Raw genomic sequence first — 23,598 nt, 5'->3', positions numbered from 1 at the left:
ATATGAAAGATAGAAGACATTTTTTGAAAACAGCGGCCCTGGGCGCCGCTGTTTTCTCTTTAGACGGAGTAACGGGAACGCCTCTACGCGCACAGTCGAAAAAAGGCGTCGTGACAGGTAAGCCCATCGTGGTATCCACCTGGGATTTTGGCCGTGCCGCCAATGCTGCCGCCTGGGAGATATTGAAGAAGAACGGCCGCGCCCTCGACGCTGTAGAAGCCGGCGTGCGCGTACCGGAAGCAGATCCCAACAACCACACCGTTGGTTACTCCGGCTATCCCGACCGCGACGGCCGCGTAACGCTCGATGCCTGCATCATGGACGAATTCGGCAACTGCGGATCTGTAGCGGCTTTGGAACATGTGACCCACGCCATCTCCGTGGCGCGCCTCGTGATGGAAAAAACGCCGCATGTGATGCTCGTTGGCGACGGCGCCCTGCAATTCGCGCTGGCCAATGGTTTCCAGAAAGAGAACCTGCTCACGCCCGAATCAGAAAAAGCCTGGAAAGAGTGGCTGAAAAAATCTGAATACAAACCAGTCATCAACATCGAAAACCAGTCGTACGGCAAGCAGGAAGGCGCTACCGCCTTTAATCCGCTGATGCTGCCCGGCAATGTATACAATCACGATACCATCGGCATGGTGGCCATGGACGCCGCAGGCAACCTCTCCGGCGCCTGCACCACGAGTGGCATGGCCTTCAAACTGCATGGCCGCGTAGGCGACTCGCCGATCATCGGCGCAGGACTATACGTAGATAATGAAGTAGGCGCTGCCACCAGCACCGGCGTAGGCGAAGAAGTGATCAAGATCGTAGGCAGCCACCTCGTAGTGGAACTGATGCGTCAGGGTTACCCTCCGGAAGCCGCCTGCAAAGAAGCAGTGAACCGCATCGTAAAGAGAAGCCCGTCAAAAGCCAAAGAGATACAGGTAGGTTTTCTTGCCCTCAACAAAAAAGGCCAGCACGGCGCATATTGCCTCCAGAAAGGCTTTAGCTATGCTGTGTGCACCAGCGATACCAGCAATGTGCTGATCGATGGCAAACACTACTTTTAATTTCATCATTTTATTATTTTTTTATTTGGCTATTTCGCTTCCAGGAAAAAGTTCCTGGAAGCGAAATAGCCAAATAAAAAAATAAACAAATAAACAAATATGAAAATCTCCCTCGAAATATGCGCTGCATCAGTCGCTTCCTGCATTGCTGCGGAAGAAGGCGGCGCCAATCGTATTGAACTATGCGACAACCTGCTGGAAGGCGGCACCACACCCAGTTACGCTACCATTGCCATTGCCCGTGAAAAAGTGAAGATCGACCTGTATCCTATCATCAGGCCGCGTGGCGGCGATTTCCTCTATTCCGACCTGGAATTTGAAGTCATGAAAAAAGATGTGGAGCTTTGCAAGCAACTCGGCTGTAATGGCGTAGTGATCGGCATCCTCACCGCCGATGGCAGGGTAGACAAAGCCCGCTGCAAAGCGCTCGTGGATACCGCATGGCCCATGGGCGTTACCTTTCACCGTGCGTTTGATATGACCGACAATCCATTTGAAGCACTGGAAGATATTATCAGCATCGGCTGCGAAAGAATACTTAGCTCCGGCTGCCGCAACACCGCGCTGGAAGGCGCTTCCCTCCTGAAAGAATTAGTGATCCGCGCCAACGACCGCATCGCCATCATGGCCGGTTCCGGCGTGCGCTCCACCAATATCGCCGAACTGGTGAAAACTACCGGCGTCACAGAATATCATACCACCGCCAAAGCTTATGTAGACAGCCAGATGCAGTACCGCAATCCCAATGTCAGCATGGGCGGCATTCCCGGCGTACCGGAATACGGTATCTCTCTCACACAAAAAAATGAAGTATTATTAATACGTGAAATTGCTGAAAAAGCATTAAAATCAAACTGATATTTCAGTTATTTAGCGGCGGGATGATCGCGACAATTTAATCATCAACATAAAGTGAACAAGGAATGAAAAAACTGATCATTGCAACAGGATGCATGCTGGCTGCGCTTTTCGCGCATGCGCAAGTGAAAGGCGTGAAACACGTGATCCTGGTAGGAATGGACGGCTTCGGCGCTTACTGCTTCCCGAAAGTAGACAATCCTAACATGAAACAAATGATGAAAGACGGCGCCTGGACATTACAGGCACGCAGTGTACTCCCCTCTTCCAGTGCCGTTAACTGGGCATCTATGGTAATGGGCGCCGGCCCCGAGATCCACGGATATACAGAATGGGACAGCAAAAAACCGGAACTGCCTTCCCGCATGCTCGACAAATACGGCATGTTCCCTTCTATCTACACCCTGCTGCGCGAACAGAAACCCAATGCGGAAATAGGCGTTATTTACAGCTGGCAAGGCATCGGCTACCTTTTCCCGAAAGAAGCGGTGAACTACGCAGTGCCCTGCCACGATAACGACAGTCTGGCCACCGCCACTGCCGTGGATTACATCAAATCAAAAAAACCGGATTTTCTTTTCGTACATTTCGATGAGCCGGATGGCACCGGTCATAATATCGGTCATAATATTCCCGAATATTTTGCACAGGTACACAAGAACGATATCCTGCTAGGGAAAATTTTACAAGCGGTGAAAGATGCCGGCATGTGGGATAATACCATCATCCTGCTCACAGCAGATCATGGCGGCATCAAAAAAGGACATGGCGGTAAAACCATGGAGGAGATGCAGATACCCTGGATCATGCGCGGGCCCGGCGTTCGCCAGAACAAAGAGATCACCGGCAGCGTAATGACCTTCGACACCGCCGCTACCCTCGCCTGGATATTCGGCCTCAAAACGCCACAGGTATGGATTGGCAGGCCCGTGGCAGAAGCATTCAAATAATTTTTTGATTTACGGATTTACGGATTTTCTGATTTAAATCCCAAAATCAAAAAATCCGTAAATCCATAAATATTTTGTGCTATGAAAAAATTGCTACTCGTTACAGCTGTTTGCTTCACCAGCTTATCCCTGTTTGCACAGGCGCAAAAGATCACGGTGCTGACCTACAACATCCATCATGGAGAAAATGTGAAAGGCGTGGTGGACCTTCAAGGCATCACCAACGTGATACTGGCCACCAATCCGGATCTGGTGGCATTACAGGAAGTAGACAGCGCCACTCAGCGCACCCAAAAACTGGATGAGCTGAAAGAACTTGCCTCCGTCACCGGCATGTACACCTACTTTGCGAAGTCGATGGATTTCGATGGCGGCGCCTATGGCACCGGCATCCTCTCCCGCTACCCGATCACAGAAGGCACTACGCTGCCGCTGCCCGGCGCCAAAGGACAAGAGCCGAGAGCCGTTGGCATTGTAAGCGTAAAACTGCCTAACGATAGCCTCCTGCATTTTGCCTGTACACACCTCGATGCATCAGACAACAGCAATGAACGCATAGCGCAGGCCAATACCCTCGTTGAATATTTTAATACTTTGAAAGCGCCGGTGATCCTCGCAGGAGATTTCAATGCAAGTCCGTCCAGCAAAGAGATCGCCGTGATGAAACAACTCTTCACCGACATCACTGAAAAAGCAGGTCATACCTTCCCCTCCGATACGCCGAAGGTGAAGCTGGACTATATACTGGTACATCCGAAACATCGCTGGCAGCCCCTCAGCGCCCGCGTGATAGAGGAAACCATCGCTTCCGACCACCGCCCTGTACTCAGTGAACTCTCGATGATCAGCAATTAAAACTATATGCCAATGATGATAAAGAAAAACATCTCCCGCCTTTGCGTGGTGATGGCCGCAGCAGGCCTCTGGAGCTGCTCCTCCACCCAACATGCAGACGCGCCCAAAGGTAAGGTGAGCATTATCCCGATGCCTGCAAGCATCACAGAAAAGACAGACTCCTTTCTGCTCGACAAACACACCGTGATCGTTGCTTCCAATGCAGCCGATAAACAAACTGCCGCCCTGTTCAATAGCTGGCTCAAAGAACTCACCGGCTACGAACTCACCATTAAAGACCAGGCCGACCGCAACGCCATACTGTTGCAAAGCGGTAGCGACAGTACTAACGGAGAAGCCTATACGCTGGATGTAGATCATAATAATATCGCCATTCATGGCAACAGCAGCGCCGGCACTTTTTATGGCGTGCAGTCGCTCATCCAGCTGCTGCCCGTAGAAAAAGGCAATGCCCTGTATATCCCTGCCGTAGCCGTGAAAGATGCGCCCCGCTTCGCTTACCGCGGGCTGCACCTCGATGTGGGCCGTCACTTCTTCCCGGTAGAATTTATCAAGAAATATATCGACCTGCTGGCGATGCACAAATACAACACCTTCCACTGGCACCTCACCGAAGACCAGGGCTGGCGCATCGAGATCAAGCGTTATCCGCGCTTGCAGGAAGTAGCCTCCAAACGCAAGGAAACCATGGCCGGCCGCTATGCCGACAACAAATACGATGGTAAACCTTACGGCGGCTTCTACACCCAGGAACAGGTGAAAGAAGTAGTGAAATATGCCAGCGAACATTTCGTGACCGTCATTCCTGAAATCGAAATGCCCGGCCACTCTCTCGCCGCACTCGCCGCCTATCCCAACCTCGGCTGCACCGGCGGCCCCTACGAAGTAGGCACCCACTGGGGCGTATACGACGATGTATACTGCGCAGGTAACGATAGCGTATATACGTTTCTCGAAGGCGTGCTCGACGAAGTGATGGAACTCTTCCCCAGCAAGTATATCCACATCGGTGGCGACGAATGCCCCAAAGTACGCTGGGAGAAATGCCCCAAATGCCAGGCCCGCATGAAACAGGAAGGCCTGAAAGATGCACATGCCTTGCAGAGCTATTTCATCCAGCGCATGGAGAAATACCTCAACAGTAAAGGTCGTCAGATCATTGGCTGGGATGAGATACTCGAAGGCGGTCTTGCTCCTAATGCTACCGTAATGAGCTGGAGAGGCATCGAAGGCGGTATCGCAGCAGCGAAACAAAAACACGGGGTGATCATGACGCCCGGCAACTACTGCTACTTCGATCACTATCAATCACAGAGCAAGAACGAACCTATTGCCATCGGCGGCTACACGCCGGTAAGCATGGTATATGCCTACGAGCCAGTGCCCACAGAACTGAGCAAAGATGAAGCGAAATACATCAAAGGCGCGCAAGCCAATGTATGGACAGAATACATCAACAATGCCGACTATCTCGAATATATGGTGTATCCACGGGCCAGCGCACTGGCAGAAGTATTGTGGAGCCAGCCGGAAAGAAAGAACTATGACAACTTTCTCGAAAGATTGAAATTGCATGTGAAGCGCCTCGACATGAAAAAAGTGAATTACGCCAAACATGTGTTTGAAGCACGCGGCACAGTAGCAGCAAGCAAGAAAGGCGGTATCGAAGTGCAGCTCGACAGCAAGCTGGATGGCGGCAAGATCTTCTATACTACCGATAGCAGCGCGCCCACGATGCAATCGCACGCTTACGCTGCGCCACTGCCCATACAACAGAGCGGCACAGTGCGCGCGCAGGTGTTCACCGCTGATGGCAAACCTTTCGGTAATGAATACAACCAGTATTTTATCTTCCATAAAGCCCTGGGCAAAAAAGTAACATTGGCTGCTCCGCCCAGCCAGTCCTACAATCCGGGCAGCAGCTTTGCGCTGGTGAACGGTATCGAAGGTTCCGACACCTATAACGATAACCAGTGGTTCGGCTACAATGGCGCCGATATGGAAGCTACAGTGGAACTGGATAGCGTGCAGGACATTCATCTTGTAGGTATGAATACATTGAGCGTAAAAGGCAACTGGATCTATCCACCCAAACAGGTCACTTTCTCTGTTTCTGAAGATGGCAAGATGTGGAAAGAAGTGTATAAGCAAACTGCTTTCCCGCAGACCGGCATCAACCGTGTGCGCGGCAAGCTGGACAATGTGCGTGGCCGTTATATTAAAATGAATGTTCAAAATGCGGGCAAGATACCTGCCGGCGCAGCAGGCGCGGGTAATCCGGCCTGGGTATTCGCCGATGAGCTGATCGTGCAATAATATTTCCCGCAGAGGGGCAAAGCAGCAAAGCAGCAAAGGCGGGCTTCGCCCGCGGGTAAAAATATTTTTTCTGCGGGCGAAGCCCGCCTTTGCTGCTTTGCTCCTCTGCGAACTTTGCGAGAAATAAAAATTAAATACCCGCTAATATTTGCACATATTTAGCAGTATTTTCTTTAATTTTCCGGCTCGTTTTTAAACCGCATCTAATCAAAAACGTTTACAAATGACGATTAATCATCAGGAAATCGAACTGATTGACAGCTTTGAACAGATCGCAGTGGATATCTATCCCTCGGCGAAAGAAGGTTCAAAGGCTGTGGCACAGGAAATTGCCGCGCTGATACGCGAAAGGCAGGCTGCCAATCAGAAATGTGTATTGGGCTTAGCTACAGGCTCCACTCCCAAGTACCTTTATGCCGAACTGGTTCGCCTTCACAAAGAAGAAGGTCTGAGCTTCAAAAATGTTATTACGTTCAACCTGGATGAATATTACCCCATAGAGCCGGATGCGCTGCAGAGCTACAACCGCTTTATGAAAGAACACCTGTTCAACCATGTGGATATTCCGGAAGGCAGCTACTTTGTACCAGATGGCACCATCCCGAAAGACCAGATCAAAAAATACTGCGAAGAATACGACAAACGCGTTGAAGCGGCTGGTGGCATCGATATCCAGATACTGGGCATTGGTAACAACGGCCATATCGGTTTCAACGAACCCGGTTCCAATATCAACTCACATACCCGTTTGATCACGCTGGATAACAGCACCCGTCTGGCAAACGCTTACGAATTCCCGAACATGAGCCAGGTGCCGCGTTTGGCCATCACCATGGGTATCGGCACTATCTTCAAAGCGAAACGTATACTGCTCATGGCCTGGGGTTCCCACAAAGCCAAGATCGTACGCCGCTCTGTAGAAGGTCAGAGCACTGACCAGGTGCCTGCTTCCCTGCTCCAACAGCATCCTAATGCCAAGTTCGTGATCGACGAACAGGCATCACAGGAACTGACACGCTTCAAAGAGCCATGGCTCACCGGCGATTGCGAATGGACGCCCGGTCTTATCCGCAAAGCCGTTACCAACCTGGCTCTCAAGCTGAACAAACCGATCCTCATGCTCACCGACAGGGATTATAACGAGAACGGTTTGAACGACCTGATCGTACAATACGGTTCGGCATATGAGCTTAACATCAAAGAATTTAATGCGCTCCGTGATACCATCACTGGCTGGCCCGGCGGCAAACCAGGCCCACAGCTGCCCAAACATCCCGAGCGCTCCGAGCCCGCGAAAAAACGCGTGATCATTTTCTCTCCCCACCCGGATGATGATATCATCTCTATGGGCGGTACTTTCATCCGCCTGCACGAGCAAGGCCATGATGTACACGTAGCTTACCAGACTTCCGGTAACATCGCCGTGAATGATGAGTTCCTGCTGCGTTTCATCGACTTCGCCGTAGGCTTTGAAAGCATGTTCGATATCAACAACAGCAAAAGCTCCAATATCCTGGAAGATGCCAAAGCGTTCATCAACGTGAAAAAGCCCAGCCAGAAAGATACTCCGGAGATCCGCGCTATCAAAGGCCTCATCCGCCGTTGCGAAGCCAAAGCTACCTGCCGCTACGTAGGTATCCCCGAAGAGAATGCCCACTTTATGAACTTGCCTTTCTATGAAACCGGTCTGGTAGAAAAGAAACCAATGGGTCCTGAAGATGTGCAGCTCACGGTAGACCTGCTGCGTAAAATAAAACCACAACAAATTTATTGCGCCGGCGATCTCGCCGATCCGCATGGCACCCACAAAGTTTGCCTGGATATCATCTTCGCTGCACTGGAGATCGTGAAACACGACGACTGGGCAAAAGATTGCTGGGTATGGCTTTACAAAGGCGCATGGCAGGAATGGGATATCCATGAGATTGAAATGGCAGTGCCCATGAGCCCTGACCAGGTGATGCAGAAACGTCTTGGTATCTTCATCCACCAAAGTCAGAAAGATGTGGTGCCTTTCCAGGGTACCGACCTCCGCGAGTTCTGGCAGCGCGCAGAAGACCGCAACGCCAATACCGCAGAGTTGTATGATAAGCTCGGCTTGCAGAAATACGCCGCCATGGAGGCTTTCGTACGTTATCATTTCATGTAATCATCTTCATATGATCATAAAAAAGTCCCGCTATCCGGCGGGACTTTTTATTTTCAACATATCAAAAAATCAAAAATCTGATCTACCTTCACCCCTACAACAAAATATCCTCACATGACGCTCAGCCGTGCCATTGAAATCGCGATCGATGCACACAAGAACCAGGTAGATAAATATGGTCAGCCTTATATCGGCCATGTGTTCCGTGTGATGCAGCAAGGCCGTACGGAGGATGAGAAAATATTGGGCGTACTACATGATGTGGTCGAAGACAGCGACTGGACCTTTGAAGCCCTTGCCCGGGAAGGCCTCGCACCGCATATCCTCGAAGCGCTTCGCTGCGTGACGAAACTTTCTGATGAAGAGGACTACGAACATTTTGTAAACCGTACCCTGCAAAACCGGCTCGCATGCCTGGTGAAACTCAATGACCTCACCGATAATATGGACATCAAACGCATGTCCATCGTACAAGATAAAGATGTTGCACGGCTCAATAAGTATCTGCACGCATGGCAACGCATTTCAGCAGCGCTTGCCCGCACTTAAATAAAAATTGAACAGCTTTCCCGATTAAACAATTAAATTACATAAGCAAAAGTTTACCCATCGATGGAAAATGATATCCTCATTGACTTCAGGTTCACGAAAGAAAAACCAAGATTCGGAGAACTTTTTTTAATTACCGGAGAAGATCATCCGAAATTCCCGCCCAAAAACAGGGCCTTTGAACAATTGGCCTCGCTGGGCTTTGAACAACTAGATGATTTCTTCGGCATACTTAACGGTGAGGAAGAAGGAGATGATGTACTGGTATGGCTCTTCCCCATGCAGAATGGCGAAGAAGTATTTCACAACGCCGGCCCTTTCGATTCCCTGCGCCTGTCTTACAGCGCGCTGCGCAATGCGCCCGTCAACATTTCCCTGTTAGCCGATTGTTATCAGCAAATAAAAGACGTGCTCAATACCGAAGTTTTCTTTGAAGGAAAAAAGATCGACAACTTCGGGCCCGTACAACAACGTGCCGACGAAATCGTGGCCCACTGGCGTAGCAACAATGTAGAACCCGGATCAGAAGCGAGTTTGCTCATCGAGGAAGAAGAGGAAGACTGGGACGATGAAGAGTGGAATGAAACCGGTGAATGGGAAGAAGAAGAAGAGAAATAATTATTCGTTCTTCAGGCGCTATCCGCGCTTGAAGAACCTTATCCCCTGTACTTATGACGACAACCTACAAGAAAGGCGGCATGGCCCTGTTGCTGGCCGCTGCACTGATTTTGGTATTGCTGATCTCCGGCCTCCCCGGCAGCAGCCATGCATCCTTACACCGTTGTACCGCCAGAAGAGGAATCGTGGAGATCGTAAAAGATGGATCGCCCGGTACTGTTATTCACCTGAAAGAGGATCCCCGTATTTATTATATCGCGCATAAAAAAAATGCCGCCCAATTCCAAGCCTTCATTGGAAAGCCGGTACTGCTCTATATTTCCAGCGATTGGTCGCCACTCGATCCATTCTCCAGTATGAAACAGATCAACCGTATTCAATCCGGCGACAGCATTTTATTTTCCATTAAAGAATAGATATCGCCCCTACGGGGCTGGATATTGGTAGATGCAATATGGTTCATTAACATTCTGCCCATACATTGATTAATAAACACCGTAATTCTTAATTCGTAATTCGTAATTGATTATCTTACGGCCTGTATCAGAGTGATTTATGAAGAAGATCATCCACCTGGTGCTGGCAGTCATGCTGCTGGCCGCCTGCGACCAGAAGGGCAGGCATAGTAAATACGATAACGAAGAAGACACTACCTCCAGTTCCCATACCAACAATACGAAGAAGAAAACAGCCGCTGCTGCCCCTGTGATCGGAGAACGCATCAGCGGCGCCGCCACGCTGCGCACCGCCCCCAACGGCGATGTGCTGGCCACGCTCGCGGACTATATCCCTGTGCGCTGCGCCAGTTTGCAAAAAGGATGGTACCCTGTGAGCGTGGATATCGACATCACGCCGGACGAGTACCGCAAGCCGCTCTTCCGCAAAGGCCGCAAGCTGAAAGTGAATGGCGTAGTGGCCGGCGAGCTGAAACGCGATACCCGCCTGCCCGTAGCCACCAACGGCGAAAAGATGTGGGCTACCGTAAACGGCTATACGGAGCAAACCAGCATCCGTAGCGGCACCATCATCGAAAATGCCGTGGCCAGCTACCTCAAACAACACAAGAACTACAGCCTGGACGCCATGCAACCCTTCATCCGCAACTTCAAGCTGGAAGAAGAAAAAGTGCTGAAACCCTACGTGCTCTGGTTCAACTACGAAAGCGGTATCGATGATCCCAGTCCTATGTACCGGCTGGCGCTGGTATTCCAGGGCAATGAGCTGATTGGTGTGATACATGCCCGCCCCCTTAGCATCGAAGGCACCACCTCGCGCCGTATGCAGCGCGGGTTTGCCATCAACTTCCTCAACGGGATCGACAAAACCCTCCGGGATGATTTCTGCAAAAAATTCAATTCCTTTATTCTTTCCGTTGATTGATCCTATAACTTCTGGTTATGATCTATCACCAATAGGCATTTGACTTGCGACCGGATACTGCTGAACTTTGTACCTCGAAACAAAGGATCAGCACATGCAACAACAGCCATTCATCAGCAGCTGGCAACAGGCGTCAGCCCTTTACAAAACAGTGTTCCTGCTGGCAGGAGCCGCTACCCTGCTGCCTTTCATGACACCGCCCATAGCATTGCTGCTCGGTATCGCATTGGCGCAAACCATCGGCAATCCTTTCGCCAATGTAACGCCGGGGCTTACCCACTGGCTGTTGCAGCTGTCGGTGATAGGGCTGGGCTTCGGCATGGATGCGCACAGCGCCCTGAAAGCGGGCAGCGAAGGCTGGATCTTCACCATCGCATCCATCGCCGCCACCATGCTGCTCGGCACATTGCTGGGCCGCTGGCTGCGCATAGACAAACACACTTCGCACCTGGTAGCTTGCGGCACCGCCATCTGCGGCGGTAGCGCCATCGCGGCCATCTCCCCCGTGATCAAAGCAACAGAGAAACAGATATCCGCTGCGCTGGGCATCATATTTCTCCTCAATAGCGCCGCCTTGTTCATCTTCCCTGCAGTAGGCCATTGGCTGCAATTGTCGCAAACACAGTTCGGGCTGTGGAGCGCGGTAGCCATACACGATACCAGCTCCGTGGTAGGCGCCGCCGCCAAATATGGCGACGAAGCCCTGCAAGTGGCCACCACCGTGAAGTTGTCACGCGCGCTGTGGATCATTCCCATGGCCTTGCTCACTACCTTCTTCTTCCGCAGCGGCGCTAAAAAAATAAAGATACCCTGGTTCATCGCCGGCTTTGTATTGGTCATGTTGCTCAACACCTGGGTACCAGCAGTGCGTACGATCGGCCCCTGGCTGGTAAGCGGCGCCAAAACAGGACTCTCGCTCACGCTTTTCCTGATCGGCGCGGGCCTTACCCGCCAAACGCTGGCCAGCATCGGCTGGAAACCGCTACTACAGGGCATTGTACTATGGATCGCTATCAGCGCCGGCGCTTTGGCGGCCATCCTTCATTGGGCATGATCTAATGCTGGAATTCTCATTTTGATTCGTTAAATTTGGAAACATAGAATGTTGAGATAGCCAAAATCTCCTTGCAGGAAAAAATAACCATTATGCACAAACCTGTTTTATGAGCTGGAGTCCCGCCAGCAGGTCATCCATCTATATGGCCGTGTTCAGAGCTATAGAGAGCAGCAAACCCGCCGACAAGAGATTGCTTTATGATCCCTTTGCGGCCGCTTTTGTTGACAAAAGGTACCAGACAGCTATTGCCTGTTGCGCATTTCCGCTGTTCCGGCGCCTGTTCACCGCGTATATACAATTCTTCTGGCCGGGCACCTATACCGCAGGTATCGCCCGTACCCGCCTGATCGATGACATGATCGTGGAAGCGGTAGACAAGCAAGGTATCAACCAGGTGATCATCCTGAACGCCCGTATCGATACCCGCGCTCATCGCCTGAAAACCGAATCGCCGGTGCAGTTTGTAGAGATAGACCATCCTGAAAGCCAGTATCGCAAACAGCAACGGCTATACGAATTACTGGAAGAACCGGCGAAGTTCGTAGACTATATCCCGCTGGATATCAACACCCAGCCCATGTCGGAGGTATTCGATCAACTATTGCAGCGCCAGCATTACAAGACCTTGTTCCTCTGGGAAGGCCTCACCAGCGACCTGAAAGCACGTGAAGCCGATACCATCTTCCGGTATATCAACCGTTTCCCGGCAGGCACGCAAGTGATCTTTACGTATATGAACAAAGCCGCGCTCGACAACCCTACCGCCTATCGCGGTTTCCGCCGCATCGCCCGCACGATGCGCGCCGGTGGCGACAAATGGAACTACGGCATGCATCCGGCAGAATGGGATTCGTTTATGCGGGAACGTAATATGCGCGTGCTCTATGAAGGCGGCGCTGACAAATATCGCGCTCAATACTTCGGCGCCGCCGCCAACCACATGCACGGCTATGAATACTTCTGCGTCGTAAAAGCAGAGCTGAAATAATTTTGAATATCGGATCTTTGCCGGAACTTTGTCAGGCAAAAAAGATCCGTATGCATATTCACTATTTCCAACATGTTCCGTTTGAAGGGCTGGCTTGCATTGAAGACTGGATAAAGCAGGAAGGACACCGCCTCACCGGTACCCGCTGGTACGAAGCAACAGCCGACACCGCACCACTGGTCGATGCCGACTGGCTCATCATCATGGGTGGCCCCATGGGCGTATATGAAGCGGATCAATATCCCTGGATGGCCGGAGAAATAACACTCATCCGCGAAGCCATACAACAAAACAAAAAAGTGCTGGGCATCTGTCTCGGCTCACAGCTGCTGGCCGCCGCACTCGGCGCTAAAGTATATCCACATACACAGATAGAGCTGGGCATCTATCCCATCGACTTTACTTTCCAGGACAATGCCGCACCACTCATCGATGTGCTGCCACAACATATGGATACTTTCCATTTCCACGGCGACACCTTCGATATACCCGCCAATGCTACCCGTTTCGCCGCCTCTTCGGCTTGCAATAACCAGGCGTTTATCTATGGCGACCGCGTGATCGGGCTGCAATTTCATATGGAAGTAACACCCGATGCATTGCCCGGCATGCTCGACTTCGGAAAAGAAGTGATCGCAAAAGGCGGCCAGTTCATTCAAAGCCGGGAAGATATACTGGCACAACAACACCTGTTAAAAGACAACAACAACACCATGAAACGCCTGTTGCAATTTATGGCCGCGTTGTAAAAATATGGAAACATGAATGCTGCATTTGATGTACTGATCATAGGCGGAGGGCCTATTGGTATCGCCTGCGCCCTCTCGGCACAGAAGGCCGGACTTACTTACATAGTGATAGAGAAAGGATGTCTCGTCAATTCCTTATTCAACTATCCCCTGTATATGACCTTTTTCTCCACCTCCGAAAGGTTGGAGATCGGAGGCGTGCCCTTTGTTTCCATCAACCCGAAACCCACCAGGCCAGAGGCTTTGGAATACTACCGCCGCGTAGCCACCTCCCATCACATCAACATTAAATTGTTTGAAGAAGTACAACAGGTAACACCTAACGCCAACGAGTATACGATTACTACTTCCAAAGGAACATACCATGCCCGGCATGTAGTGATCGCCACCGGTTTCTATGATATCCCCAACATGCTCAACATACCCGGTGAACATCTTCCTAAAGTAACGCATTACTATAAAGATCCTCACTTCTACGCTACCCAGCGAGTGCTCGTGATCGGCGCCCACAACTCCGCTGTGGATGCGGCTCTCGAAACCTACCGCAAAGGCGCACATGTGACCATGGTGATCCGGGAAGAAGGTATCGGCTCCCGTGTGAAATACTGGGTAAAACCTGATATCGAAAACCGTATCAAGGAAGGCTCGATCAAAGCCTATTTCCACTCCACCGTACAGGCTATCCGCGAGCAGGAAGTGGATATCAACACCCCGGAAGGTATGATCACCATCCCTAACGATTTTGTGATCGCCATGACAGGCTACCAGCCTAACTTCCGCTTCCTCGAACAAACAGGCATTGCACTGTCTGACGATGGCAAGAAACATCCGGCCTACAATCCGATAACGATGGAAACAAATATGCCGCGTATTTATTTAGCAGGGGTAGTGTGCGGCGGCATGGACACGCATTTGTGGTTTATTGAGAATTCAAGGGAACATGCGGACAGGATTATAAGCAATATTAAGATTTGAGAATTTTTTGATTTACGGATTTACGAATTTACGGATTTACGGATTTACGAATTTGTGGCAGACTTCAGATCCGCCATAAATTCATAAATCCGTAAATCAAAAAATCCTCAAATAATATTCACCTCTCTCTCCAACTCCACACCAAACTTTTCCATCACGCTATCCACGATCTCCTGCGACAGCGCATAGATCTCATTGCCTTTGGCATGGCCATAGTTCACCAGTACCAGCGCCTGTTTGGCGTGCACGCCGGCATCGCCGGAGCGATAGCCTTTCCAGCCGCATTGCTCGATCAGCCAGCCGGCGGCAAGTTTGTAATGATCGTCGGGCAACGGGTATGCGACAATGTCAGGGAAAGCGGCTTTCAGCTGTTCGTATTTGGCTTGATCAATAGAAGGGTTTTTGAAGAAGCTGCCGGCATTGCCGATCTGCGCAGGATCAGGCAGTTTGGACGAACGGATATTGATCACCGCCTGGCTGATCGCCTGGATAGACAATTCCTGTACCCCCATGCGGCGCAGCTCCTCTTCTATCGCGCCGTAGCTGGTATTGAAATGAGGTGTTTTATTTAAACGATAGGTGACAGACAGGATCGCAAATTGCTGACGGTATTGCTTTTTGAAAACGCTTTCACGGTAACCGAACTGGCAGTCCGCATTGCTGAAAGTCGCTACCTGCTGGTCTTTCAGGTGCAGCGCTTCCAGTTCATGAAAGCAGTCTTTTATCTCCACGCCATATGCGCCAATATTCTGCATCGGGCTGGCCCCTACGTTGCCGGGTATGAGCGACAGGTTTTCCAGTCCGGCGAGGTTGGCGGCAATGCAATGCTGCACAAAGCCATGCCAGTTCTCCCCTGCGCCGGCTTTCACATATACGTAGTCGTTATCTTCCCTGATGGTAGTGATGCCTTTGATCTCATTTTTGAGGATGATACCATTGTAATCCTGTGTGAGCAGGATATTGCTGCCGCCGCCCAATATCATGTGAGGCAGACTGCTGGCGCGGGTATCGGCCAGCAGCGCCTGCAGGTCTTCTACATGGCTGAAAGATGCGAAATAGCGTGCCGTAGCGGCAATACCAAACGTATTATATGGCTGGAGCGGAACATTTTCGGAGATGCGCATAAAAAGCTTCAATAACTTAACTTTATAATCAGGCAAAGATAATCGATACATGAATAAAACAGCCATAGTAATCGGCGCTACGGGCATGACCGGCGCACATGTGGTGGCAGCGCTGCTGCAACAGCCATATTACAGCAAGGTGAAAGTGCTCGTACGCCAGCCCTGGGCGCATCCGCGGCCGGGACTGGAAAGCGTGATCGTGGACTTTAAAGATGACGAAAGCCTGGCCGCTGCACTGCATGGCGATGACCTCTTTTGTTGCATCGGTACTACCATTAAAAAGGCTGGCAGCCAGCAAGCCTTCCGCGAAGTGGATTTTGATATCCCGGCAAGATGCGCCCGCATCGCGCGGCAGCAAGGAACAGATAAATTTCTCCTGATGTCGTCTATCGGCGCCAACCAGCATTCCCGCTCATTTTACCTGCGCACCAAAGGCGAAATAGAAAACGTGATCGCCGGTGCCGGCTTCCGCGCTACTTATATCTTCCGGCCTTCTTTCCTGCTGGGGCAAAGAAAAGAATTTCGCCTGGGCGAATGGATCGCTAAATATCTTATCCAGCTGTTCTATTTTTTGTTACAGGGAAGATGGAAGAAATACCGGGGCATCAAAGCCGCCATCGTGGCGAGCGCCATGGTAAAAACGGCAATCAGGGGCGAAGCCGGCATCCATGTATTTGAATCAGATGCGATACAGGAGATCGGAGAAACACCGGGAGCTTGTTGAGGCAAAGTACGTATCTTTAGCGCCTATGCAACGACTTATATTCTTCCTGACCCTCACCGCTATATTTGCCCGGCCAGCCACCACGCAGGCACAGGTGAACAATTATTTCCCTGATACCTGGAAAGCTACGCCCACACTGCATCCGGCGCCTGATGCCAGTCAACTTCATTCATCCTATACCGCCTTGCAATACCTGGTGATCAAGGATTTCAATGCTTCCAACCGTGATAAGGCCGATGGCTATGCCACCTATAAAACGGTGTATAAAAATGTGCGCATCAATTCCAAACCGGCGGCCGACAGCCTCACACAACTGGTGCTGGAACTCGAACAAACCGAGGCCCTGCGCGGCTTTCGTGTACGTGCGATCATGCCGGATGGCAATGTGATGAACTACGATAACCAAACCCGCAGCCTCCGCCTTAAAGATGATCGTACAGCCATCGTCGTTAGTAATCTCGCCCTTCAACCCGGCTGTGAACTGGAATATGAGATCAACCTCAAATCACAGTTCGATTATGCCGGTTCTGAATATATACAGTCCGCGATTCCCTGTGTGGAAGCCACTTTCAGGGCAGTAGCCCCCAAAGATCTGATATTCAGTTTCAAGAGCGTCAATGGTTTGCCCGATGTAACGGAAAGCATCTCCGGCAACAACCATGTATATGATCTCTCGGTACATAATATTCCTGCAATAGAAAACAGCGAGCTGGCCTATACGCTGCCACGCCTGCGCCGTATCGACTATGCCCTGCATTCTTTCGTTGAAGGCCGCGACACCACCAAAGTAACCTGGAAACAATTCGGTGAGGAGGCCTACGTACCTTATGTGGCCGTAAGCAAGGCTGAATACAAAGCGCTGGAAAAAGAGATGAGCCGCTTGTCTTTCGCACAACGCCGCATGCCGATGGCCCAGCTGGTGTACCAGGTGGAGAATTTTGTGAAAACCAATTTCACCGTCGATAATCCCGATGAGGTGTATGAGCCCGGCGATATCATCGCTACGCTGCGCACCAAAAGAACAGACAAGATCGGCTACACCCGCCTGATGAACGCCATCTACTACATGCTCAATGTTCCGGTGCAGATGCTGTTCACCTCCGCAAGAGATACGCTCCCGCTGGATTCGCAGCTGGTAAACCGCTCGCTGGCTAAAAACGTGCTGCTGTATTTCCCTACCTTGGGGCAAGCGCTGGCGCCAACGGAAACGGCTATACGCTTTCCCTGCTACCCACCGATGTGGATCAACACCCTCGCGCTACGCGCCCGCGATACGCTCATTGGCCAGGAAAGCAAGGTGATCACGGATTTCATACGCACGCCATTGCCTACTTATACCAACAGCAACATCACACTGGAAGCCACGCTCTCTTCTTTCAAAGACCGCAGCTGGCAATTGGTGCAATCCTTCGGCGGCTACCCTGCGGCCAATATCCGCGAGGCGCTCAAAGGTAATAGCAGCACGGAACGCAGGAACGCTTTGCTCAATCTCCTGCTGCCGATGGAGCCCGGCGATCGCCGCGTAACAGGCGTTACCATGAAAAATGAAGCTTACAATCCTTTCACCGATGAGCCTTTTGTGCTCAACAGCACGCTCACCACGCCCAACCTTGTGCTGGAACAAGGCAACCAGTTGTATATAAAGATCGGTTCTTTACTGGGTGGCAGCAATACTGTTGCCACCGCAATGCCGCCGGCCGGAACGCCCGCGCAGATAGGCTTTCCATTCTACCAGGAAAAGAAACTGCACATCGAAATACCGGCGGGATACAAAGTGATGAACAAAGCCGACTTCAGCGCTGATATCAGCAGCAAAAGCAATGCACTGGGATATAAAATGCGTTGCGAAGAATCCGGCAACCAGTTGCACATTTACCTGATAGAATGGTACCGCAACACCGATTTCAACGATGCGGAAAAACCGGCATTCGAAGCCATGATGAAGCGGATCAAACATATACAGCAACAAGGTATTATCCTTGAGAAAAAATAAAAAGATGGCCGGCTGCAAAAACAGCCGGCCACTGATCACCCGAAGATAATATGTTGTCAATAATGGAACGATTCCCAACCTGAAATAGCCGTACGGTTGCAGGTCATGGCCTGTGTACCATTCTCACACGATACATAACGGCCATTGTTGCCGTGCAGCGCAATAGTACCATCTGCATTCACCACCCAGTCGAACTTCTCCCAATCCCCTACTGTTGTACGATTGCAGGTAATCGGGTTCACACCGTTTTCAGATGATACGTACTTGCCCATGCTCTTCAATGCGATCTTGCCGCCGCCGGCATCTTCCACATAAAACTGTTCCCATGCCTGGGCAGTAGCGCGGTTGCAAGTCATGGGTTGTGTGCCGTTCTCGCTGCTTACATAAGCGTTATTAAATCCTTTCAGTGTGATCGTGGAACCAATCGGCGCACTGCTGCCTGGCGTAATGGAATATACACGCACATAATCCACATACATGCTGGCGGGCAGCTTGCTCTCGTCTACCGTTTGTCCCGGGAAATCCCCTGCCACAGCGAGGTTCAGGATAATGAAGAAAGGATTATGGAAAGCGCCTGTATTGTTGATATTATTTAAAATATTGGCAGTGAGATATTGCGTACCATCCACATACCAACGGATAGAGCTGGGGTCCCACTCTACCGCATACACGTGATAATCAGTGGGGGTAGATGCCATATTGCCACCGTAAGACACGTGTCCATTCACATCCCAGTGGATAGTGCCATAGATAGTGTTGCTGGTATTCACCTGTTCCATAATATCGATCTCGCCGCATTTGGGCCATCCAACGGAACCGATATTGTTACCCAGCATCCAGAATGCAGGCCACTGGCCCTGGAACGAAGGTAGTTTGATGCGCGCTTCTATACGTCCGTAAGTGGTGGTGAAACGCCCGGCAGTATTGAGGCGCGCCGAAGTATACGGCCAGCCATTCACTGATTCTTTCTTTGCGGTGATCACCAGGTTACCATTGCTTACCGTAGCATTGGCCGCCTGGTAATATTCTTTCTCATTATTAACACCGGGGCCGGTCTCAAACTGCCACTTGTTGCCGTCAACACTGGTACCATTAAATTCATCAGACCATATCAGGTTATAAGTAGCGGCCGCCTGGGCTGTGATGGCGCTTTTAGACGCATTCAGCGGATCAAGGGCCGCTTTATCTTTTACATCTTTTGTACAGGAACTCATGGCGACTAACAGTAACGCGCCAACGTGGAACGAAATAGGTTTTACTCTCATGGAATTTGCAATTAAAAAAGGTGAACAATGAGCGGGTGATCATATAATAACGTGGAGATGATCATTTAAGATAGGATATTTCACTGCGGCGCCCCCGCAGAATTTACGGATTTATGGATTTACGGATTTATGAATTTACGGATTTACGGATTTACGGATTTATGAATTTAATTGGAGCGGAGATAAACAATATCATCTCCGCTCCAATTAAATTCATAAATCCGAAAATCCCTAAATCCCTAAATATTACATGCAGTCTACGTCTGGCACAATTGTTACGGAGCGGAAGCGTTTTTCTGCGAGCAGTTGTATAAAGTATTCGCGGAGCACTTGTTTGGTATGCGCGATCACGCGGGTTTCGCGGGGGAGTTTGATCAGCATTTCCTGAAGGTAGTTGTTGCGCACCCTGGCTACGAGCGGGGCGGCGGGCCCTACCAGCTGAGGGCCGAGATGTGGTTGCAGCCAGCTGGCTAATATCTGCGCGGCCTGGTCTACGATCTGCTGGTTCTTGTGACGGAGCGTGATCTTCAACAGGCGGTAAAATGGCGGATAGCCGAACTGTTGCCGCTCTGCGATCTCGGCATCATACATAGCTTTGTAATCGTGTTCGGTCACATAGTGCAATATCGGATGACGCGTGTTGCTGGCCTGTACTAATACTTTGCCCTTGCCGTGTTTACGGCCGGCACGGCCGCTTACCTGCTCCATCAGCTGAAAGGCACGCTCGTTCACACGGAAATCGGGGTAGCTCAGGAGACTATCAGCGCTGAGGATGCCCACCAGGTTCACGTTTTCGAAGTCGAGGCCTTTTACCACCATCTGCGTGCCTACTAAAATATCGATCCCTCTTTCTTCGAGGAGTTTGATCATTTTATTGTGACTATCCTTATTCCTCACGGCGTCCACGTCCATACGGGCGATGCGCGCTTCCGGGAAAGCCTGTTGCAGGTCGTCTTCGATCTTTTCAGTACCGAAACTTTTCGGTACGAGCGACTGGCTCCCGCAGGCGGCGCAGGTATACACATAAGGATAACGCGTGCCGCAATAGTGGCAATGGAGCTTGTCCTGGTTACGATGATAAGTGAGCGATACATCACATTGTTTGCAATGCGGTATCCAGCCGCAGGTGGTGCACATCATGAAAGGTGCATAGCCGCGCCTGTTCTGGAAGAGGATCACCTGTTTCTCTTCCGCGATGCTTTGTGTAATCGCATCTTTCAAGGCTTGTGTGAAGTTGCCGTCCATGGTCTTTTCGGCGGTTTCTTTCTTCACATCCACTATTTCGATGGCCGGCATTTCGATGCCGCCAAAACGTTCTTTTAGTTCTACCAGGCCGTATTTACCTTGCTGCGCATTGAAGTAGGACTCCAGCGAGGGTGTGGCAGAACCCAGCAGCACCTTGGCTTTGAAGAGGCCGGCATAATAGATAGCGGCATCGCGCGCATGATAGCGGGGCGCCGGATCATGCTGTTTGTAAGAGGCATCATGCTCTTCATCGAGGATGATGAGGCCGAGGTCGCGGAAAGGCAACAACAGGCTGGAACGCGCGCCCAGCAATATTTGCAGCTCGCCGTTCTTGACCTTGTTCCATATCTCCACACGTTCATTATTATTGAAGCGGGAGTGATAGATGCCGATGCTTTTGCCGAAATGTTTTTGTAAGCGCCGGATGATCTGCGCGGTGAGCGCGATCTCGGGCAACAGGTACAGCACTTGTTTACCACTGGCAAGGCATTCTTCCATCAGCTTCACGTATACCTGTGTTTTACCGCTGGAGGTAACGCCGTGGAGCAGGGATACCTGCTTTTCTTTAAAATGGCTGCGTACCGCTGCCAGCGCGGTTTCCTGGGCCGGGCTCAACTCGAAATCGATCTGCGTATCTACCTTGCTGTTCTGGATACGGTCTACCCTGCGTTTCTCAATGAACAATACATTTTTATCGATCAGCCCTTTGAGTTGCGCGGTGGTAGCGCCGGATTTTTTCAGCAGTTCATTTTGCAGTACTTCTCCCTGCGTTTTTTGCAGGTGAAGATAAGCGAGCAGCAATTCCATTTGTTTGGGAGCGCGGCCCATATCGTTGAAAAGCGCCGCCAGCTGCTCTTCTTCATGATAGGCAGGGTGGAGCAGTACGTAGTTTTCTTTCTTCTCTTTATAAACTTCTTTCAGCTCTTCGTATACCAGGCAAACTTTTTTCTCGATGAGTTTTTTGATGACGGTATATACTTCTGATTTATCGAGGATGAGTTGTACTTCGTCTATGCGCAGCTCTTTGCGGATGAGCAATGCTTCTGCGATCAGGTATTCATCATCGTCGAGGGCGGAGAAATCTTCGCCGTAGGCGTCGTTGAAGAGCAGCAGTGTTTCGCTGGATAGTTTGAGATGTGCGGGCAATGCGGCGTTGAGCACTTCTCCCTCACTGCACATATAGTAGCTGGCGATCCAGTTCCAGAAGGCTAACTGTGTCGGATATACGACAGGCTCTTTGTCGAGCATATCCAGCAGCGGCTTGGTTTTATAGTCTGGCGGCGCCTGTTCATGGATGGCCTTTACGATGCCGGCATATTTCTTTTGTTTGCCCAGCTGTACGGCCACACGGCTCCCTACCTGGAGGATGGCCTCCATTTTTTCGGGAACGGCATAAGTATAATTTTTAGGTAAAGCCAATGGCAGTATTACATCTGCGTATTTCATCCTACTTGCTGCAAGGTTGGATAATGCCGGTATTTGCGCAGGGTGCTTTCCATTACCTCATATACCTGTTCTTTCAGGGTATTGATATCATCGAGGGTCAGCCCCGACACAGGGATGGTGGGCAGGAACACGACGCGGCATTTACCGGGATTCAAATGCATGGGGCCAGTATGCGGCAGCCGGTCGCCGGCATCGATGTACAGTACGGGTTTGATGGGTATCTGCATTTCGATGGCCATGCGGAAAGCCCCGTTGTGGAAGGGCCTCAGCGGCTGATTGGTTTCATTGGTGGTGCCTTCGGGGAACATGAGGATGGAGATGCCTGCTTTGAGAGCGGTCATCATCTCACGTACGCTGCGGGCGCGGGCAGGCGCATTGGAGCGGTCTACCGGCACAACAGAATTTCTGTAAATAAAACCGAAGAAGGGAATTTTAGACATTTCCACTTTGCCCAGCGGCCTGAAAGGCAGGCGCATCACTTTCACCGCGATGGCGGCATCCAGGTAAGAGCGGTGATTCACCACGTAGATACACGGCTCTTTATCTTTCTCACAAAGATATTCACGCGATACGCGCATGCCTACCAGCGGAAACCAGGCATGTGCCCAGAAACGGAGAAAATAGAAAATGATATTTCCGCCCTTTTCCTTTCCCAGCAAGGACGCCAGGAATATCGGCGGCAGTATCAGGAACATGATCCCTAAGAAGATAATGGCGGCGTATACTACATAAATAACACGCAACAGTTTCAAAAGAAATTTCATAAACGCCCCTTGAGAGTGATGAATTAAGGCCGAAAACTACAACAATAATTACGAATTACGAATTATGAATTGCAGGGTCGAAATTATTCACAACTGCAAGACCAGTCCTTATCCAGGTCGATGCAGGTAATCACCCGCGTATTACTATCATCGCAAGGTGCGAAAACAATCCGCAGGTGCTGCCCTTCATGGGAATATCCCTCCAGGGCATACGTTGGGCAGGGATGATCGTTGGGATTGGACTTCTCCATGTTCACTTTACCGTCGCTCAGGATCTCTCCCACTTCGGCTTCAGTCACATGACGGCATTCCATCCGACACCTGGCATGTTTCGTATATTCAAGATGTGCGTGGCGGTTGAGGATATCACCTGCCTGGGCGGCCGTTGGACGCGGCACCCGGGTCATCGACGGCCGGTCGCCGGCGCCAGGTATATTACTTTTCCACCAATGCTGGTGCCATCCGGCCACCAGTAACAAGGCCAACAATCCAACTGGAAGGTATTTCTGCAGAGATTTCATAATCAATTAAAAGC

Annotated in this window: 20 protein-coding genes and 1 pseudogene; 16 read left to right on the top strand and 5 right to left on the bottom strand. The window is 50.8% G+C overall.

The window, feature by feature from the left end:
* The first annotated feature begins 2 nt into the window (after positions 1-2).
* The 14 genes and pseudogenes from FPG75_RS03995 (at position 3) to FPG75_RS03930 (ending at position 14,502) form a co-directional block, all read left to right on the top strand.
* Positions 3-1,058: a N(4)-(beta-N-acetylglucosaminyl)-L-asparaginase gene (locus tag FPG75_RS03995; protein WP_143305255.1), complete on the top strand. Its 1,056-nt coding sequence runs from the start codon at positions 3-5 to the stop codon at positions 1,056-1,058.
* A gap of 99 nt (positions 1,059-1,157) precedes the next feature.
* Entirely contained in the window at positions 1,158-1,916 is a 759-nt protein-coding gene (locus FPG75_RS03990) for a copper homeostasis protein CutC (RefSeq protein ID WP_143305254.1), read from the top strand.
* Between the two features lie 65 nt (positions 1,917-1,981).
* Positions 1,982-2,866: an alkaline phosphatase gene (locus tag FPG75_RS03985; protein WP_143305253.1), complete on the top strand. Its 885-nt coding sequence runs from the start codon at positions 1,982-1,984 to the stop codon at positions 2,864-2,866.
* Between the two features lie 81 nt (positions 2,867-2,947).
* Positions 2,948-3,721 (top strand): endonuclease/exonuclease/phosphatase family protein, encoded by a 774-nt coding sequence (locus tag FPG75_RS03980; protein ID WP_143305252.1) that lies wholly within the window; start codon positions 2,948-2,950, stop codon positions 3,719-3,721.
* Between the two features lie 12 nt (positions 3,722-3,733).
* Complete coding sequence (locus FPG75_RS03975) at positions 3,734-6,037, top strand: glycoside hydrolase family 20 protein (protein WP_201747878.1); 2,304 nt, start codon at positions 3,734-3,736, stop codon at positions 6,035-6,037.
* Positions 6,038-6,254: 217 nt separating this feature from the next.
* Positions 6,255-8,186: pseudogene (gene nagB / locus FPG75_RS03970) on the top strand (glucosamine-6-phosphate deaminase); the annotation flags it as partial.
* 114 nt (positions 8,187-8,300) lie between these two features.
* Positions 8,301-8,735, top strand: coding sequence for a phosphohydrolase (locus FPG75_RS03965; protein ID WP_143305250.1), 435 nt, complete (start codon positions 8,301-8,303; stop codon positions 8,733-8,735).
* Positions 8,736-8,798: 63 nt separating this feature from the next.
* On the top strand, positions 8,799-9,353 hold the full coding sequence (locus FPG75_RS03960; protein WP_143305249.1) for a hypothetical protein: 555 nt from the start codon (positions 8,799-8,801) through the stop codon (positions 9,351-9,353).
* A gap of 53 nt (positions 9,354-9,406) precedes the next feature.
* Positions 9,407-9,769: a hypothetical protein gene (locus tag FPG75_RS03955; RefSeq protein WP_143305248.1), complete on the top strand. Its 363-nt coding sequence runs from the start codon at positions 9,407-9,409 to the stop codon at positions 9,767-9,769.
* A gap of 139 nt (positions 9,770-9,908) precedes the next feature.
* Entirely contained in the window at positions 9,909-10,733 is an 825-nt protein-coding gene (locus FPG75_RS03950) for a hypothetical protein (protein WP_143305247.1), read from the top strand.
* 94 nt (positions 10,734-10,827) lie between these two features.
* Entirely contained in the window at positions 10,828-11,787 is a 960-nt protein-coding gene (locus tag FPG75_RS03945) for a YeiH family protein (RefSeq protein WP_143305246.1), read from the top strand.
* Positions 11,788-11,896: 109 nt separating this feature from the next.
* A complete protein-coding gene (locus tag FPG75_RS03940) occupies positions 11,897-12,778 on the top strand; it encodes a class I SAM-dependent methyltransferase (protein WP_143305245.1) in 882 nt (293 codons plus the stop codon).
* Between the two features lie 50 nt (positions 12,779-12,828).
* Positions 12,829-13,527: a type 1 glutamine amidotransferase gene (locus tag FPG75_RS03935; RefSeq protein WP_143305244.1), complete on the top strand. Its 699-nt coding sequence runs from the start codon at positions 12,829-12,831 to the stop codon at positions 13,525-13,527.
* A gap of 12 nt (positions 13,528-13,539) precedes the next feature.
* On the top strand, positions 13,540-14,502 hold the full coding sequence (locus FPG75_RS03930; protein ID WP_143305243.1) for a YpdA family putative bacillithiol disulfide reductase: 963 nt from the start codon (positions 13,540-13,542) through the stop codon (positions 14,500-14,502).
* 107 nt (positions 14,503-14,609) lie between these two features.
* Here FPG75_RS03930 and murB read toward each other — a convergent pair whose 3' ends face one another.
* Positions 14,610-15,638 (bottom strand): UDP-N-acetylmuramate dehydrogenase, encoded by a 1,029-nt coding sequence (gene murB / locus FPG75_RS03925; RefSeq protein WP_236654193.1) that lies wholly within the window; start codon positions 15,636-15,638, stop codon positions 14,610-14,612.
* A 37-nt stretch (positions 15,639-15,675) separates the two neighbouring features.
* On the opposite strand from murB, the gene FPG75_RS03920 reads away from it, so the two are divergent.
* Positions 15,676-16,350 carry an NAD(P)H-binding protein gene (locus FPG75_RS03920; protein WP_143305242.1) on the top strand — a complete coding sequence of 225 codons (675 nt, stop codon included), beginning with the start codon at positions 15,676-15,678 and terminating at the stop codon, positions 16,348-16,350.
* A gap of 25 nt (positions 16,351-16,375) precedes the next feature.
* Positions 16,376-18,343: a DUF3857 domain-containing protein gene (locus FPG75_RS03915; RefSeq protein ID WP_161596656.1), complete on the top strand. Its 1,968-nt coding sequence runs from the start codon at positions 16,376-16,378 to the stop codon at positions 18,341-18,343.
* A 56-nt stretch (positions 18,344-18,399) separates the two neighbouring features.
* Here the strand turns inward: FPG75_RS03915 and FPG75_RS03910 are convergent, their stop codons facing one another.
* The 4 genes from FPG75_RS03910 to FPG75_RS03895 form a co-directional block, all read right to left on the bottom strand.
* Positions 18,400-19,608, bottom strand: a complete 1,209-nt coding sequence (locus tag FPG75_RS03910) for a family 16 glycosylhydrolase (RefSeq protein WP_143305240.1) — start codon at positions 19,606-19,608, stop codon at positions 18,400-18,402.
* A gap of 246 nt (positions 19,609-19,854) precedes the next feature.
* A complete protein-coding gene (gene priA / locus FPG75_RS03905) occupies positions 19,855-22,299 on the bottom strand; it encodes a replication restart helicase PriA (protein ID WP_143305239.1) in 2,445 nt (814 codons plus the stop codon).
* On the bottom strand, positions 22,296-23,063 hold the full coding sequence (locus FPG75_RS03900) for a lysophospholipid acyltransferase family protein (protein WP_143305238.1): 768 nt from the start codon (positions 23,061-23,063) through the stop codon (positions 22,296-22,298). The genes priA and FPG75_RS03900 overlap by 4 nt, the downstream gene beginning before the upstream one ends.
* A gap of 83 nt (positions 23,064-23,146) precedes the next feature.
* Positions 23,147-23,584 carry a DUF4258 domain-containing protein gene (locus FPG75_RS03895; protein WP_143305237.1) on the bottom strand — a complete coding sequence of 146 codons (438 nt, stop codon included), beginning with the start codon at positions 23,582-23,584 and terminating at the stop codon, positions 23,147-23,149.
* Positions 23,585-23,598 lie beyond the last annotated feature (14 nt).

The sequence above is a fragment of the Chitinophaga vietnamensis genome, assembly GCF_902167635.1.
GTDB lineage: Bacteria > Bacteroidota > Bacteroidia > Chitinophagales > Chitinophagaceae > Chitinophaga > Chitinophaga vietnamensis.
This window is presented reverse-complemented; position numbering and strand designations above follow the sequence as displayed.

Excerpts from the sequence above, each read along its gene's own strand:
- FPG75_RS03945 (WP_143305246.1), top strand. The coding sequence starts at position 10,828 with ATGCAACAACAGCCATTCATCAGCAGCTGGCAACAGGCGTCAGCCCTT.
- FPG75_RS03895 (WP_143305237.1), bottom strand. The coding sequence starts at position 23,584 with ATGAAATCTCTGCAGAAATACCTTCCAGTTGGATTGTTGGCCTTGTTA.
- FPG75_RS03910 (WP_143305240.1), bottom strand. The coding sequence starts at position 19,608 with ATGAGAGTAAAACCTATTTCGTTCCACGTTGGCGCGTTACTGTTAGTC.
- FPG75_RS03990 (WP_143305254.1), top strand. The coding sequence starts at position 1,158 with ATGAAAATCTCCCTCGAAATATGCGCTGCATCAGTCGCTTCCTGCATT.
- FPG75_RS03915 (WP_161596656.1), top strand. The coding sequence starts at position 16,376 with ATGCAACGACTTATATTCTTCCTGACCCTCACCGCTATATTTGCCCGG.
- FPG75_RS03965 (WP_143305250.1), top strand. The coding sequence starts at position 8,301 with ATGACGCTCAGCCGTGCCATTGAAATCGCGATCGATGCACACAAGAAC.
- FPG75_RS03950 (WP_143305247.1), top strand. The coding sequence starts at position 9,909 with ATGAAGAAGATCATCCACCTGGTGCTGGCAGTCATGCTGCTGGCCGCC.
- FPG75_RS03955 (WP_143305248.1), top strand. The coding sequence starts at position 9,407 with ATGACGACAACCTACAAGAAAGGCGGCATGGCCCTGTTGCTGGCCGCT.
- FPG75_RS03985 (WP_143305253.1), top strand. The coding sequence starts at position 1,982 with ATGAAAAAACTGATCATTGCAACAGGATGCATGCTGGCTGCGCTTTTC.
- priA (WP_143305239.1), bottom strand. The coding sequence starts at position 22,299 with ATGAAATACGCAGATGTAATACTGCCATTGGCTTTACCTAAAAATTAT.
- FPG75_RS03975 (WP_201747878.1), top strand. The coding sequence starts at position 3,734 with ATGATGATAAAGAAAAACATCTCCCGCCTTTGCGTGGTGATGGCCGCA.
- FPG75_RS03980 (WP_143305252.1), top strand. The coding sequence starts at position 2,948 with ATGAAAAAATTGCTACTCGTTACAGCTGTTTGCTTCACCAGCTTATCC.
- FPG75_RS03995 (WP_143305255.1), top strand. The coding sequence starts at position 3 with ATGAAAGATAGAAGACATTTTTTGAAAACAGCGGCCCTGGGCGCCGCT.
- FPG75_RS03930 (WP_143305243.1), top strand. The coding sequence starts at position 13,540 with ATGAATGCTGCATTTGATGTACTGATCATAGGCGGAGGGCCTATTGGT.
- FPG75_RS03960 (WP_143305249.1), top strand. The coding sequence starts at position 8,799 with ATGGAAAATGATATCCTCATTGACTTCAGGTTCACGAAAGAAAAACCA.
- FPG75_RS03920 (WP_143305242.1), top strand. The coding sequence starts at position 15,676 with ATGAATAAAACAGCCATAGTAATCGGCGCTACGGGCATGACCGGCGCA.
- FPG75_RS03940 (WP_143305245.1), top strand. The coding sequence starts at position 11,897 with ATGAGCTGGAGTCCCGCCAGCAGGTCATCCATCTATATGGCCGTGTTC.
- FPG75_RS03935 (WP_143305244.1), top strand. The coding sequence starts at position 12,829 with ATGCATATTCACTATTTCCAACATGTTCCGTTTGAAGGGCTGGCTTGC.
- FPG75_RS03900 (WP_143305238.1), bottom strand. The coding sequence starts at position 23,063 with ATGAAATTTCTTTTGAAACTGTTGCGTGTTATTTATGTAGTATACGCC.